Source organism: Nonomuraea sp. NPDC049378, assembly GCF_055586745.1.
The window spans coordinates 234609-249362 of record NZ_JBVJHP010000004.1 but is presented as its reverse complement, the minus strand read 5'-3'; the positions used below and the strand labels follow the sequence as shown (position 1 = coordinate 249362).

The 14754-nt window shown below is 72.9% G+C and carries 11 protein-coding genes; 3 read left to right on the top strand and 8 right to left on the bottom strand.

The window, feature by feature from the left end:
* Positions 1–3: 3 nt before the first annotated feature.
* Both ACZ6SA_RS11140 and ACZ6SA_RS11135 read right to left on the bottom strand, forming a co-directional pair.
* Positions 4–3936, bottom strand: coding sequence for an AAA family ATPase (locus tag ACZ6SA_RS11140; protein ID WP_465827626.1), 3933 nt, complete (start codon positions 3934–3936; stop codon positions 4–6).
* Positions 3937–5046 (bottom strand): exonuclease SbcCD subunit D, encoded by a 1110-nt coding sequence (locus ACZ6SA_RS11135; protein WP_465827624.1) that lies wholly within the window; start codon positions 5044–5046, stop codon positions 3937–3939.
* Positions 5047–5153: 107 nt separating this feature from the next.
* On the opposite strand from ACZ6SA_RS11135, the gene ACZ6SA_RS11130 reads away from it, so the two are divergent.
* Positions 5154–6647, top strand: a complete 1494-nt coding sequence (locus tag ACZ6SA_RS11130; RefSeq protein WP_465827622.1) for an alpha/beta hydrolase family protein — start codon at positions 5154–5156, stop codon at positions 6645–6647.
* Here ACZ6SA_RS11130 and ACZ6SA_RS11125 read toward each other — a convergent pair.
* Together ACZ6SA_RS11125 and ACZ6SA_RS11120 are read right to left on the bottom strand one after the other, a co-directional pair.
* Positions 6620–7549 carry an alpha/beta hydrolase gene (locus ACZ6SA_RS11125; RefSeq protein WP_465827621.1) on the bottom strand — a complete coding sequence of 310 codons (930 nt, stop codon included), beginning with the start codon at positions 7547–7549 and terminating at the stop codon, positions 6620–6622. The genes ACZ6SA_RS11130 and ACZ6SA_RS11125 overlap by 28 nt on opposite strands.
* A 1-nt stretch (position 7550) precedes the next feature.
* Positions 7551–8420 (bottom strand): enoyl-CoA hydratase-related protein, encoded by an 870-nt coding sequence (locus ACZ6SA_RS11120; protein ID WP_465827619.1) that lies wholly within the window; start codon positions 8418–8420, stop codon positions 7551–7553.
* A 238-nt stretch (positions 8421–8658) separates the two neighbouring features.
* On the opposite strand from ACZ6SA_RS11120, the gene ACZ6SA_RS11115 reads away from it, so the two are divergent.
* On the top strand, positions 8659–10134 hold the full coding sequence (locus ACZ6SA_RS11115) for an LCP family protein (RefSeq protein WP_465827618.1): 1476 nt from the start codon (positions 8659–8661) through the stop codon (positions 10132–10134).
* A 25-nt stretch (positions 10135–10159) separates the two neighbouring features.
* Here ACZ6SA_RS11115 and ACZ6SA_RS11110 read toward each other — a convergent pair whose 3' ends face one another.
* From ACZ6SA_RS11110 to ACZ6SA_RS11095, 4 genes are read right to left on the bottom strand one after another with little or no spacing between them, the layout of a single operon-like run.
* Positions 10160–11107, bottom strand: coding sequence for an asparaginase (locus tag ACZ6SA_RS11110; RefSeq protein ID WP_465827616.1), 948 nt, complete (start codon positions 11105–11107; stop codon positions 10160–10162).
* The gene (locus ACZ6SA_RS11105) at positions 11100–11921 is read right to left on the bottom strand and encodes an amino acid ABC transporter permease (protein WP_347644201.1); all 822 of its coding nucleotides are present in this window, start codon (positions 11919–11921) and stop codon (positions 11100–11102) included. The genes ACZ6SA_RS11110 and ACZ6SA_RS11105 overlap by 8 nt, the downstream gene beginning before the upstream one ends.
* Before the next feature lie 31 nt (positions 11922–11952).
* The gene (locus ACZ6SA_RS11100; RefSeq protein ID WP_465827614.1) at positions 11953–12597 is read right to left on the bottom strand and encodes an amino acid ABC transporter permease; all 645 of its coding nucleotides are present in this window, start codon (positions 12595–12597) and stop codon (positions 11953–11955) included.
* The gene (locus tag ACZ6SA_RS11095) at positions 12597–13505 is read right to left on the bottom strand and encodes a glutamate ABC transporter substrate-binding protein (protein WP_465827613.1); all 909 of its coding nucleotides are present in this window, start codon (positions 13503–13505) and stop codon (positions 12597–12599) included. The genes ACZ6SA_RS11100 and ACZ6SA_RS11095 overlap by 1 nt, the downstream gene beginning before the upstream one ends.
* 108 nt (positions 13506–13613) lie before the next feature.
* On the opposite strand from ACZ6SA_RS11095, the gene ACZ6SA_RS11090 reads away from it, so the two are divergent.
* A complete protein-coding gene (locus ACZ6SA_RS11090) occupies positions 13614–14750 on the top strand; it encodes an ROK family transcriptional regulator (protein WP_347644204.1) in 1137 nt (378 codons plus the stop codon).
* Positions 14751–14754: the final 4 nt, after the last annotated feature.

The window sequence follows — 14754 nt, the reverse complement described above, 5'->3', positions numbered from 1 at the left end:
GTCTCAGCCGGCGCGCACCGGGGCCAGGGTGGATCCGGTGCGGGTCTTGGTGACCTTGAGCTGGGCGGGGATCCGGGACCTGAGCTCGGCGACGTGGCTGACGATGCCCACCGCCCGCCCTCCGTCGCGCAGCCCGTCGAGGATGTCGAGGACGCTGTCGAGGGTGTCCTCGTCGAGGGTGCCGAAGCCCTCGTCCACGAAGAGCATGCCGAGCTCCGCGCCACCGGCCTCCGCCGTGACGACGTCGGCCAGGCCCAGCGCCAGGGCGAGCGAGGTGATGAAGCTCTCGCCCCCGGACAGCGTCGCCGGATCGCGGTCGACGCCGGTCCAGCCGTCGGCCACCCGCAGCCCCAGCCCGCCGCCGGAGCGCGCCCGGGACCCCGCCGTCTTCCGCAGGTCGTGGCGTAGCAGGTAGCGCCCGCCCGACATGTGGTCGAGGCGTTCGTTCGCGGCGTCCACGACCTGCCGCAGCCGCTCGCCCAGCACGAACGACGACAGGCTCATGCTCCACCGGTTGTCGCCGGACGTGCCGCCGGCCAGCGCCGCCAGCCGCTCCGCCAGGCGGTGCCGGTCGGCGGCCGGGCGCCAGCGTTCGAGCCGGCCGGCCAGCTCGCCGTACAGCTCCTCCAGCCGTGCCACCCTCGCCACGGCCCCGTCGCGAACGCTCGACAGCCGCGTGTGCGTCTCCTCCAGGGCGTCGCGTTCCGCCTCGATCGCGGCCAGGTCGGGCGCGGGTTGGGCCGCGGCGGCGACCAGCTCGGGGTCGGCCAGGGTGCTCATGACGGCGGCGTGCTCGTCGTCGAGGCGGCGCAGCAGCTCCGCCTTGCGCTCCCGCTCGTCCGGGCTCCTGGCCGCCGCCTCCGCTTCCGCGACGTCCGCGAATCCGGCCTCGGCCGCCGCCTCTTCCGCCGCCTGCCGGGCTCTGTTCAGCTCGTCATGGGCCGCTGCCGCCGCCTGCGTGGCCTCGCGGGCCTCCCGCAGCAGCTCGGCCTCGTCGCCGAGCCTGGCCAGGCGGGCGGTCAGGGTCGGGTCGCCGCCCCGCGCCGCGTCCAGGCGCGCCCCGAGCCTTCCGGCGTCACCGCTCAGCTCCTCGTGTCTCGTGCGGCAGGCCGCCAGCCTCGCGCCGACCCTGCGGCGCTCCTCCTCCTGGTCCTGCCGTTCACGATGGAGCCGCGCCGCCTCCCTGGCCAGCTCGTTCTCCCGCCCGGCCGACTCCCGCAACCTCCGCAGCTCCTTCTCGGCCTCGGCCAGCACGACCGTGCCATCGACCTCCTGCGCGCCGTGGGAACCCCCGTCGCCCGCCATCTCGCTCGAAGCGGTGTCCTGACCGGCAGGGCGTGGCCCCGCGCCACGGTCGCCTCCCTCGGCACCCGGACGCGCGAGACCACCGGCCGCCGCCGGCGCGGCGGGGCCGTTGTGCGCGGCGCCTGGACGCGGAAGGGCGCCGGCTTGCCCTGGCGGTCCGGCGGCGCCGGTCGTGGCGAGGCCGGTCGTGGCGAGGCCGGTCGTGGCGAGGCCGGTCGTGGCGAGGCCGGTCCGGAGGCGGGCGCGTTCGGACCGGAGCTGGGTGAGGTGAGCACGGTGCGCGGCGAGGGTCTCCGCGATCTCCATGGCCCGGTCCCCGACCTGCTCGCGTTCGGTCTCGACGCGGTCGAGCGCGTCCGCCAGGGCAGGCTCGCGGGCCGCCACCGCCTCCAGACGGGCGACCTCCTCCTCCGCCCGCAGCACCTGCTCCCCGGCCTCCGCCACATCAAGGCCTCCCGTGGCCTCGACCGCGTCGGCGTGCCTGGACTCCAGCGAGGCGAGCGCGCGTTCCGCCGCCTCGCGTTCGGCGAGTGCGGCCTCGTGCTCGGTCTCGGCCGCGTGCTCGTCGTCGGCCGAAGGGGCGCTCGGGGCGGGAGCGGCAGGATCGGGATGGTGGTCGGAACCGCACACCGCGCACGGCTGCCCGTCGGCCAGGTCGCGGGCCAGCTCCGCCGCCATGCCGTCGATGCGGGCCTGGCGCAGGTCGAGCCACCGTTCGCGCAGCGACTGGGCCTGGTCGACCAGCACCTGATGGGCGGCGACGGCCGCGTCCAGCTCGGCGGCGAGGCTCTCCCGGCGGTGCGCGGCCTCCAGCGCGAGCCTGGCGGCGTCGAGGCTCGCGGTCGCCGCGGGGATGGCCGCCGCCTGCGCGCGTACGTCGGCCAGGGCCGCGTTCGCGTCGGCGATCCGGCCTGGGAGCTCGGCCTGGGCGGCGAATACCTCGGCCTCGCGCTCCGACAGCTCGACCAGCTCGGCCGCCAGCCTGGCCAGCTCGTCGTCGATCTCGATCAGGTGGGCGGCGGCGGCGCGCACGGCCTGCGCCGCCGGGATCCTGGCGGCGTCCGTACGCGCCTCGGCGAGCACGCGCTCGGCCCGCTCGACGAGGCCGGGCAGGACGGCCAGCCGCTCCGCGACGGACTCGTCGGCCTCGACAAGAGCGGCCAGTTCCCCCTCCACGCGCAGAAGGTCACGCCTGACCACCGACAGCCTGGCCTCTTCCGTGAGCAGCTCCGACAGCCGCGCGATCTCGGCCTGCCGCTCGCGTTCGAGCACCGCCAGCTCGGCGGCCGAAGGGACCGTCGATCCCCCGTGGCACCCCGGGCCCGGGGGAGCGTCCCCACGCCCGTCGGGGGTCGCGACACCCTCGCGCGCCCCGGCCGACGGATCGCTCTCATGCCCTCCGGAAGGTGCGGCGCCGTCGCCCTGGTGCACCGGACGGCTTCCCCGCCCTCCGGAGACCGCGGCGCCGTCCCCTTGGAGTACGGGATCGGGCGTGTGGTTGGCGGGCCGCCCGGAGGAGTGAGCGCCGAGGGCCGGCCGTTCCGTGCCGGGGGCGGGTGGGGTGGTGGTCAGGAGGGGGCGTGCCCGGGCGAGGGCGTCGGCGGCCAGGGTGCGGGCCTTGGTGGCGGCCTCCGCGCGTTGCCTGGCGGCGGTGACGAGCGGGATGACGCGGTCGGCCCTGGCGGCGTCGTCGAGCATGGCCTGCAGGTCGGCTCTCTCGTCGGCGCGCTCGTCGAGGGTGCGGCGGAGGGTGAGCGCCTCGGCGTGGCGGCGCCGGCGGTCGGCCAGGGAGGCGGCCCGTTCGTGCCGGAGGCGGGCCGAGCGCAGCGCCTGGCCGGCTGCGGCCCGCTCCTCGGTGGCGCCGTGCACGACCGCCCGCGCGGCGTCGAGCAGAGCCCCGGCCCAGCGCAACGGGTCGGCCTCCGGCGTGAGCCGCTCCGCGTCCCCGGCTTGGTCGGCGGCGTCGCCGGCGGCCTCCTCGACGCGTTTGATCGCGAAGTCGACCTGCTGCCTCAGCTCCTGGGCCGCGCGCCAGGCCTGTTTGCGGTGCTCGGCCAGCCACGCCTCCGCCTGGGTGAAGATCTTGACGGTGAACAGCCGTTCGAGCAGCTTGGCGCGCTCGTCGCCGCCGGCCCGCAGGAACTTGGCGAACTCCCCCTGCGGCAACATCGCCACCTGGCAGAACTGGTCGGCGTTCATGCCGAGCAGCTCGCCCATCAGGTGCCCCGCCTCGTCGAGCCGGGTGGTCAGCCCTTGCCAGGACGACCCCCGCCGCTCGGAGACGACGACCTTGGCCTTCTCTTCCGTGAACCCGGTGCCGCGCAGCTTGGGCCGCTGCCAGGTGGGTGAGCGCTGGATGCGGAGTAAGCGGCCGCGGATCGTCACCTCGAGCGTGACCTCAGGCCCTGTCGTGCGCGGGGCGTGGTCGCAGCGCAGGCTGCGGGCGCTGTTGCGCTGGCCGGGGACCTGGCCGTAGAGGGCGAAGCAGAGCGCGTCGAGGATCGTGGTCTTGCCCGCCCCGGTGGGCCCGTGGACGAGGAAGAGGCCGGCCTCCGCAAGGGCGTCGAAGTCGACGGTCTCGGTGCCGGGAAAGGACCCGAAGGCCGTGAACGTGAGCCGGTGCGGCCGCATCTATGCCATCGTCTCCTTCACCCTCGATGCCTCGATGGCCTGTCTTAGCAGGGATTCCTCATCAGGCGCCGCAGGCTCGCCGCGCACCTCGCGGACGAAGTCGAGGGCGACCTCTGCCTCGGGCCGCCCGCTCAGGCGCGCGGGCCGGACGGCGGGGAGGGCGCCGTCCGGCTCGAAGGCCAGGGCGAGGGTGTGGGGGAACCGGGCGCGCAGCCGCTCCATCGCGGATTTGGGCCGGACGGCGTCGGTCAGCGTGACGTGGAGCCAGTGGTCCTCGAGACGGGCGTGCAGCGGGGAGGCGAGAATCTCGTCGAGGCGGCCCTTCAGGGTGCCGACGGGACGGGGCACGGGGGCGGCCACGAACTCCGTCTCCCCGCCCAGCGTGACCAGCCAGGAGCCCTTGACGTGGCCGGCCTCCGAGAAGGAGTAGGCCAGCGGCGAGCCTGAATAGCGCACGGTCTCTGACATGCGCTGTCGCCCGTGCAGGTGGCCGAGCGCGACGTAGTCGACCCCGTCGAAGACCGGCAGGGGCACGTGGGCCACCCCGCCCACGCTGATGTCGCGCTCGCTGTCGCTGGCCTGCCCGCCGGTGACGAAGCAGTGCGACAGGACCACCGAGGCGCGGTGGCGGGCGGCGTCGGCCCTGACGCGGGTCATCGCGTGGGTGAGCGCCGCGGTGTGGCTGCGGTCGGGCAACTCCCAGCCGGCCCGGACCAGCTCGGGCTCCAGGTAGGGGATGCCGTAGAAGGCGACGTCGCCGACCAGCACCGGATCCCACGCCTGGTCGGGACGCGTGCGCACGTGCACCCCCGCCGTCTCGAACAGCGCCGAGCCGAACCTGAGCCGCAGCGCCGAGTCGTGGTTGCCGCTGATCAGCACCACCCGCGCCCCTGCGGCGCGCAGCCGGGCGAGCGCGTCGTCGAGCAGCGCGACCGCGTCGACCGGCGGCAGCGCCCGGTCGTAGACGTCTCCGGCGATCGCCACGACGTCGACCCGCTCGGCCCGCACCGTCTCCACCAGGTGGTCGGCGAACGCCGCCTGCGCCGCGAGCAGGCTCTCGCGGTGGAGCGAACGCCCGAGATGCCAGTCGGACGTGTGCAGGATGCGCATGTCGCAGGAAGCTAACAGGTCTCACCGACAAATGCGGGCTCACCCGTCTCAGGAGCCGGGAGTACGCTGGACGATCGGCGGGCAAACCAACGCACATGGGGAGGCCGATGCGCACGGGCCGTGGCACCTTGAGCGTGGCCGCCGGTCTGGTGCTGGTGGCTCTCGCGACGGTCGGATACGTCCTGCCACCCGCATTCGACCCGCCGCCGCTCAAAGCCGATCCAGCTTTCCAGTCGATCCCGGCCCAGCCGGTGGCTGAGCTGGAACCGGTGGCGGCGACCGCCTCCGTCCGCAGGGAGCAGATCTCGGTCGCCGGCGAGGGGCAGCGCCTGGAGGGGACGCTGCGGGTGCCGCTGACGCCTGGGCGGCATCCGGCGATGGTGTTCGTCTCCGGCTCGGGGAACGGGTCGCGGACCGAGTTCACGCCGCAGGCCGAGTTCCTGGCCATGGCGGGCGTGGTGACGATCGCGTTCGACAAGCGCACGATCGGCTACAACTTCCGCGACCGCGACTTCGGGCTGCTCGCCGACGACGCGCTGCGCATGGTGGAGTATCTGCGCACCCTTCCCGAGGTGGATCCTTCGCGCATCGGGCTGTGGGGGGTCAGCGAGGGCGGCTGGGTGGTGCCCGTCGCGGCGGCGAAGAGCAGCGCGGTGAAGTTCCTGGTGATGGTGTCCTCGCCGAACGTCTCCCCGCTGCGCCAGGTCGCGTGGGCGCTGAACGAGCAGTTGCTCAGGCTGCACGCCCCGATCGGCGTACGCGACCTGCTGACCAGGGCGATGGGCGGGGTGGGCTTCGACTTCCTGCGCTACGACGCGATGCCGGCTTTAAGCCAGGTCAAGCAGCCGGTTCTGGCGTTCTACGGCACCACCGACCCCTCGATCCCCTTCGTCGAGTCCACCCAGGCGCTGATCACGGCGATGAAGAAGGCGGGCAACGACGACTACACGATCCGCTTCATGGCGCGCGGCGACCACGCCATGCGGGTCCACGGCGGTGACTTCACCCAGGGCTATCTGGAGACCCTCGCCAACTGGATCATCGGCCTGCCGGGCACCGCGGAGCCGTCGGTGCACATGGCGGGCGCCACCCCGGTCCAGCGGTTCGAGGCCAGCGACGTGCCCGCCGCCCCCTGGTACGCGGGCGGCACGATGCTGGGGCTGACGATCTGCCTGGCCGCCGTCGGCTACGTGGCGGGGCCGGTCGCCGCCATGGTCGTCCGGCTGCGCGGCCGCGCGAGCGTCACCGCCGAGGCCAACGCCCGCCTCTGGCCGCCGCTGCGGCGCAGGCTGAGCAGGATCGCGTGGACGAGCCTCGGCCTGCTGATGTCGGTCGTGGCGTTCATCACCCTGCTGGTGCTGTTCTCGGTGAACCAGGCGGGCGCCTGGCCCGCCGTGCTGGCCGGCTGGCTGGTCGTGCGGGTGCTGGCGGTGTGGATGCTGGTCCAGGAGGTCACGGCGGTGGCGGCGCTCGTGTCGGCGCTGCGCGAGGGCATGCGGCCGAGCCGCTGGCAGCACGTGGCGATCGCGGGCGTGCTGGGCGGCACCGGCCTGCTGATGGTGGCGGCGGCCTACTACGGCCTCTTCTCGTTCCCGTGGTAGACGAAGGCGTTCATCCAGCGGTCGAGCTCGCCGAACACCTGCTTGCGCACCGGCTCGGCCGACAGCACCAGGTCGTGCAGGCCGTCCGCGATGCGTACGCACGTGACGTGCGGCCCGACCGAGGTGGACCAGCGGGCCATGTGCCGGGGGTCGAGCACGATGTCGGCCGCCCGTGCCTCGGGAACGAAGTCGCGTACGCGCAGGCCCGTCGCCGAGGTGAGGACGAGCACCGGCACGTCCACCGACAGGCCGGCGTGCAGCCGCCGCTGGGCCCTGCGGATGGCGGCCAGCCACATGGCGTGCACCGAGAAGCCGCCCAGGGGCTTGAGCTCCAGGTCGTAGTCCCATTCGCCCTGCAGGCTGCGGTGCAGCGTCTGCCCGTAGACGGTGCTGGTTCCCAGCGGGATGACCCGGCGGGTGTAGGACAGCGGCGTCTTGAGCAGGTCGGCGGCCAGGCGCAGCGGCGTGGGCACGTTGAGGTCGAAGAACGGGCTGTTGAGCACGAGCCCCTGCACCAGGCCGCGGCCTCGCACCCGGTCGGCCCACAGGGGCGCGATCAGGCCTCCGGTGGAGTGGGCGTTGATCGTCAGCTCGTCGTGGTCCTGCCTGATGGTGCGGACGGCCTCGTCGATCTCGGGGAAGTAGTCGGTGACGCTCCTGATCAGGCCCCTGGTCTGGTGGGGCAGCAGTGAGCGGCCGTACTTGCGCAGGTCGAGGGCGTAGAAGTCGATGCCGCGGCTCACGTAGTGCTCGGCCAGGTGGTCCTGGAAGAAGTAGTCGGTGAACCCGTGCAGGTAGAGCACGGCCCTGCGGGTGGGGGTGGTGGCTCTCCTGGCGACCAGCGTCGCGACGACCGCGCCCTCGAAGTCGTCGGGCAGGGGCAGCACGGTGATCTCGTACACGCTAGACACCATAGGGATCGTCGGGCCACGACGGCACGCCTGGCGGGAGATCCCGGCTGACCGTCATCGGGAATTCGGCGGGCCGTTTCTCCAGGAAGGCGGTCACCCCTTCGACCGCGTCGGGCGCGCCGCCGAGCTCGGTCATGAGCCGAGAGTCCGCCGCGTGCGCCTCCCACGGGGAGGCCGCCGACAGGCCGGACCACATCAGCCTGCGGACGGCGGCCACGGAGACGGCGGAGGTGTTCGCGGCGATCTCCCGAGCCAGCGCGTACGCCGCGGGCAGCAGCTCGTCCGCCGGGTACACCCGCGAGACCAGCCGCCCTTCGAGCGCCTCGGACGCGGGGAAGATCCGGCCGGTGGCCGCCCACTCCATGGCCTGGGCGATGCCGACGATCCTGGGCAGGAACCAGCTGGACGCGGCCTCGGTGACGATGCCGCGCCGCGCGAACACGAACCCGAACCTGGCCGTGTCCGCGGCGAGACGGACGTCCATGGGCAGCGTCATCGTGACCCCGACGCCCACGGCCGGGCCGTTGATCGCGCCGATGACGGGCTTGAGCGACCTGGCGATCCTGAGCGCGACCGTGCCGCCGCCGTCGCGGGGCGCGCCGTTCACGCGTTCCCGCTCGCCGGGCTCGCCGCGGCGTCCGAACGTGTCGCCGCCGCCGCTCAGGTCGGCTCCCGCGCAGAACGCGCGGCCCTCCCCGGTCACCACCACGGCGCGTACGTCGTCGTCCGCGTCGGCCCTGTCGAACGCCTCGATCAGCTCCGCGCGCATGGTGAGGGTGAAGGCGTTGAGGCGTTCCGGGCGGCGCAGCGTCACGGTGGCGACACGATCGGCCACCTGGTATCCGATCTCGGTGAAGACCATGAGTAGAATCATATTCGGTTGCTGATGTTCATCCTCCGATAAGGACACATTTCGCATTCGCTGCGTAGGCTGCCGCCTCGATCAGACCTGAGACGGGCCACGTCAGCGGCCTGCCTCGGGCAGCGAGCTCCGCGTCTTCGGCGAGCCACACCGCCGGGTCCACCACAAGACGCGGCGATCGCGCCTATGGTGGACATCGCGGGGAAACGGGGAAGGCGTGCGGCAGGCGAAGGAACCGATGAGCGCCGGAGCGGTCCTGGGCTGGCTGGTGCTGGGTGCGCTCGCACCCGGCGCCGCTCATCTGCGCGCCGGATGGCGCAAGACCGGCCTCGTGCTGCTCTCCTGCTACGCCGCGCTGCTGCTGGGCCTGCTCGCCCTGGGCCTGCTGACCGACAACCTGCTCGGCTCGCTGACCGAGAACTCCTGGCTGACGGCGATCCTCGTCGGCGCGTCCGCGCTGGGCGTGGGGTGGTTCGCCCTCATCGTGCACTCGTTCGTCGTGCTGCGGCCGGGGCGGCTGCCGCAGGCGGGGCAGATCGTCACCGGCACGCTCGCGGGGCTGCTCGCCGTCGTCGTCGTGGTGCCGTTCGGCGTGGTCGCGCAGTTCGTCTGGACCTCGCAGCAGACACTCGACGGCATCTTCCAGCAGCCCCCCGCCGACGACGGGGCCCCGGAAGCGGCCGAGCCGGAGCCGGAGAACCCGTGGGCGGGCCGGCGCCGGGTCAACATCCTGCTCCTCGGCGGCGACGCCGACGACAACCGGGTCGGCGTGCGCACCGACAGCATGAACCTGGCCAGCGTCGACGTGGAGACCGGCAACACCGTGCTGTTCAGCCTGCCGCGCAACCTGGAGGACGTACGCTTCCGTCCAGGCACGCCGATGGCCGAGCGTTTCCCCGGCGGCTTCCGCCTGCCCGCCGACCCGGGCGGCGGCCGGAGCGACCTGCTCAACAGCGTCTGGGAGTACGCCGACTCGCACCCGGAGATCTTCGGCGGCAAGGAGCACCAGGGCGCCCAGGTGCTGATGGACACGATCGGCTACACCCTGGGTGTCAAGGTCGACTGGTACGCCCTGGTCAACATGTGGGGGTTCGCCCGGCTCATCGACGCCATCGGCGGGGTCACGATCACCGTCGAGAAGGACGTCGTGTTCGGCAGGTACAACGAGGGCCTGGTCAAGGCCGGCACGCGCAAGCTCAAGGGCGCCGACGCGATGTGGTACGCCCGCTCGCGGACGTACAGCGACGACTACACGCGGATGCGCCGGCAGCGCTGCGTGCTCGGCGCCATCCTCGACCAGGCCGACCCGGCGACGGTGCTGACCAGGTTCAACAAGATCGCGCTGGCCACCAAAGAGCTGATCAGGACCGACATCCCCCGGCCGATGCTCAAGCACCTGGTCCCGCTCGCGCTGAAGGTCAAGAACGCGAAGGTGTCGAGCGTGCAGTTCGTGCCGCCGCTCATCAACACCGGCTACCCCGACTGGGACAAGATCCGCGACGTCGCCGACAAGGCCATCCGCGACTCGAAGGACACCAAGCCCGCCGTCGCCGCCTCGGCCACCCCGTCGCCGGAGCGGCCCGCAAAAACGGGGAAGGCGGACAAGCCGTCGAAGGAGGCCACCGAGCCGCCGGCGAAGAAGACCGGCGACGACCCGGGCGACCCGGCCAAGGGCCTCACGGACGGCTGCGGCTCCTCACTGGCGAACGGCTGACCAGGCGCTCCCCCGGCGGGCGCGGTCAGGACAGCCTGGTGACGATCCGGCCCACCGGCACGCCGCCGCCCAGCACGTCCACCCGCGCGAACGCGGCCGCACCACCGACGTCGCAGCCCATCAGGCGCAGCGCATCTACCGCGATGGCGGTCGTGGCGCGCGGGCTGCCGTCGACGACCTTCACCGCCACCGAGTGCCCCGACTCCAGCGCCACGACCAGCACGCCCTCCGCGCCGCCCTTGGCCAGGGCGCCGGGCAGCGCCCGCATCAGGCCGGTGTTCTGGTGGCCGGTGCCGCCGACGTACTCGGGGTGCTCGCGCATCGCGTCGGCGACCTGGCGCGGCCCGCTGCCCGGCGCGGCGGTCACCAGCCCCCGCACCGCCCGCGCGAGGCCGGTCAGCGTGAGCCCGTACAGCGGCGCCCCGCACCCGTCGATCGCGACGTGCGCGGCCTTCTCCCCCGCCAGTTCCTCGGTGACGGCGCGCACGTGCAGCTGAAGGGGATGCTCCGGAGCCAGGTAGCCGGGCACGTCCCAGCCGGCCGCCACGCAGGCGGCGAGCATGGCGGCGTGCTTGCCCGAGCAGTTCATGCGCTCGCGGGAGACGTCCTGGCCCTGCCTGACCAGCTCGCGCATGGTGGGCTGGTCCTCGGGCCACGACGGAGGGCAGGCCAGCGCCCCGGCGCCGAGGCCGTAGTCGTCGAGCAGCTCGCGGACGAGGCGTACGTGGAAGTCCTCGCCCGTGTGGCTGCCCGCCGCGATGGCGAGCCTCGGCCCCGCCAGGGCGGCGCCCGCCGTCAGGCAGGCCAGCGCCTGGAACGGCTTGGCCGAGGAGCGGGGCAGCACCGGCGCGTCGACCGGGCCGAACGCCACCTCCGTGCGCCCGGAAGGGCCGAGGCCGACGGCGCTGCCGTAGTGCACGCTCTCCACGAACCCCGACCGGATCACTTCGGCGAGCAAAGCGAGTTCAGGCACGTGCGGGTCTCCTTCTGAGCGGGGTGGGCCGGCGGGCCTCCAGCGTGCGGGCCAGCTTGGACAGCGAGGCGTTGACCACCAGGTAGATGAGCGCGACCACGAGGTACGTCTGGATGACCAGGTGGTTGTAGGCGGCCAGGACCTTGCCGCTGTAGAGCAGTTCGCCGTAGCTGACGATGAAGCCCAGCGAGGTGTCCTTGAGCAGGCCGACGGACTGGCTGACGATGGACGGCAGCACCCGCCGGGCGGCCTGGGGCAGCACGATCAGCCGCATCGTCTGGAAGCGGGTGAGCCCGACGGCCAGGCCCGCCTCGGTCTGGCCGCGCTCGATCGCGTTGATGCCGGCGCGGAAGATCTCGGCGAAGGCGGCCGCGTTCGAGACGGTCAGCGGCACGACCAGCTTCCAGAACAGCGGCAGGTCCATGCCGTAGCGCGGCAGGGCGAACAGCACGACGTACACCAGCAGCAGGGCCGGGATCGTCCTGACCACCTCGACGTATCCGGCGGCCGGGAGCCGCACCCACCGGCGCGGCGAGAGCCGGCCCAGCGCCAGCAGCAGGCCGAGCGCCATGGACAGCGCCGCCGAGACGACGGCCGCGAGGAAGGTGGACCACAGGCCGTCCAGCAGGTAACGCCACATGGGCCAGGTCGCGTACGGCTGCCAGCGCGCGGCGTCGAGCTGCCCGTTCGCGGCGAACTGCCGCACGGCCAGGGCGACGAGCGCGACGGCGGCGAGCGTGCCGAGCACGGTCGCGATCCGGATGCGCCTTCTGGCCCTGGGCCCCGGCTCGTCGAAGAGCGCGGTGCTCGTCATAGGAGTGCCCGCCTCGGGAGTGGGGGGAAGGTCATCGGAGGATCACCAGCCTCCGTTCGAGGCGCCCGGTGACGAACCCGGCCACGGCGGCGATCAGGGCGTAGGCCACGCCCGCGCCCACGAAGATGGGGATCGGCTGCGCCTCGACGAGATTGACCCGGTTGGCCGCCGCCGTCAGGTCGACGACGCCGACGGCCGCGGCGAGCGCGGTGTTCATGGTCGTCATGATGAAGACGTTGCCGAGCGGCTGGACGACCGTGCGCAGCGCCTGCGGCAGGATGACGTGCCGCAGCGACTGGCCGAACGTCAGGCCGATCGCCCTGGCCGCCTCGCCCTGGCCCTTCGACACCGAGTTCACCCCCGAGCGCAGGGCCTCGGCGACGTAGGCGCCCTCGTACACCGCGATGACCACGATGGCCGTCTCCAGCAGGCCGGCCTGGATGCCGATCTCCGGCAGGCCGAAGAACGCGAGGACGAGCAGCACGAGCAGCGGCAGGTTCTGGAACGCCTCGACGTAGGCCGTGCCGAGGGCGCGCAGCACCCCGACCGGGCTGACGCGCAGGGCGCAGACCAGCACGCCCAGCACCGCCGCGCCCGCGAAGGACCCGGCGGTGAGCTGGAACGTCACGACCAGTCCCTGCCACAGCTCGGGCAGATGATCCAGCAGGACGGACATCAGGACCCCGGCACGGAGCCGATCCGCGGCGGCTGCGGAGCCTCGCCGGTCACGACGGTGCCGATGGACTTCTTCCAGATCTGCTGCCAGACCCCGGTGTCCTGCGTCTTCTTCAGCCAGTCGTTGAGGAACTTCTTGAACGTGTCGTCACCGTGCTTGAGCCCGATGCCGTAGGGGTCCTCGGTGAACGGCTTCGTGACGATCTCGATCGCCGGGTCGGCCTTGGCGTCGGCGATGAGGATCGTCTCGTCCTGCACGTACGCGACGCCGCGGTCCTGCTTGAGCGCCTGGACGCACTCGGGGTCGCTGCCGAACGTGATGATCTCCGCCTGCGGCGCCAGCTTCTTGATCGCGGGAATGGCCGGGGTGTTCGCGCCCGCCAGGACCTTCTTGCCGTTCAGGTCCTCCGGCTTGGCGATGCCCGTCGTGCCCTTCTTCACCGCGATCGTCAGACCGGAGGTGTAGTACGGGCCCGCGAACGAGACCTGCTTCGCGCGTTCCTCGGTGATCGTGTACGTCTGGAAGACGACGTCCACGGTGCCGTTGGCGAGCAGCGCCTCACGGGTCTCCGACGCCGAGTTGACGATCTTCACCTTGGGCTCGCCGAGGATGTAGGTGGCCAGCGCCTTGCCCATCTCCGCGTCGAACCCCTCGACCTCGCCGGTGACGGGGTTCTGCTGGGAGAGCAGGGGCGCGTCCAGCGAGCCGCCCACGAGGAGCTCGCCGCGCTTCTTGATCTTCTCCATGGTCGAGCCGGGCAGGATCTCGGCCGCCGTCGCGACGGGCGCCTTGGCCAGCGCGTCGGGGCCGCTGCTCGGGGACTCGCCCGGCACGGCTGGGCTGCTCGACTCACCGCAGGCCGCCAGGGTTAACACCGCGAGGACGGCGGCGGCGACAAACCTCTTCATGAACAGCTCGCTTCCTTCGATATCGAAGATAAGCCGGACCGTAGTGGGATATTTCGTACCAAGTCAATACGTTGTCGTCTGAAGTCAACGCATGGTAGGTATTTTCACATGAACCAGCGGCTGCCCGTGCAGGGGGCACAGGGTGACCTGCTGCGACTCGTCGCCACCGGCAAAGCCGAGTCACGCGCGGACCTGGCGCGTTTATCCGGCCTGGCCGCGTCCAGCGTGTCGCTGCGCGTCGAAGAGCTCCTCGACGCCGGCCTGCTGGCCGAGGAGGGCTCCGGCACGTCGCGCGGCGGGCGGCGGCCCCGGCTGCTGCGCCTGTCGGACACCGCCGGCGTGCTCGCGGTCGCCGATCTGGGCGCCCACCACGTGCGCCTCGGCCTGCTCGACCTCAGCGGCGCCCCGATCGTGATCGAGGAACGGCCCTGCGAGATCGCCGACGGTCCCCGGGCCACGCTCGACCGCATCGCCGACGCGTTCGACGCGCTGCTGGCCGAGCACGTGCCCGCGGCGGTGCCGCTGCGCGGGATCGGCACCGGCATCCCCGGCCCCGTGGACCCGCTCACCCTGCGGGTCGTGACGCCCTCGCGCATGCCCGGCTGGAACGACTTCCCCGTGGCCGAGCACCTGGCCACCCGCTACGACCTGCCGATCCTGGTCGAGAACGACGCCAACCTGATGGCCGCGGGCGAGACACGATGCTGGCCGGACCGCCGTAACCTCATGGTCGTCAAGGCAGGCACGGGCATCGGCTGCGGCGTCGTCGTGAACGGCCGCCTGCACAGGGGCCGGGGCGCGGCCGGCGACATCAGCCACGTCCGCGTCCGCTCGGACTCGTCCGTCATCTGCGCCTGCGGCCATCCCGACTGCCTGGAGGCCTACGCCAGCGGCGCCGCCCTGATGGCCGCCCTGTCGGAGGCCGGGATCCCGGTGACCCGCACCGGCGACATCGTGGGCCTGGTCAACGACGCGATCCCCGAGGCGACCAGCCTGGTGCGCAACGCCGGCCGGCGGATCGGCGAGGTCCTCACCGTGCTGGTGAACTTCTTCAACCCGGACGTGGTGGCGGTGGGCGGCAGCCTGTCGGCGGCCGAGCCGCTGATCACCTCGATCCGGGCCGCCGTCTGGGAACGCTGTCTCCCCCTGGCCACCAGGGACCTGGAGGTGGTGCCGGCGCGGGCCGGCCGCGACGCCGCGCTCCTGGGCGCCGGCGCCCTGCTCCTGGAGGCCGCGCTGACCTGACGTG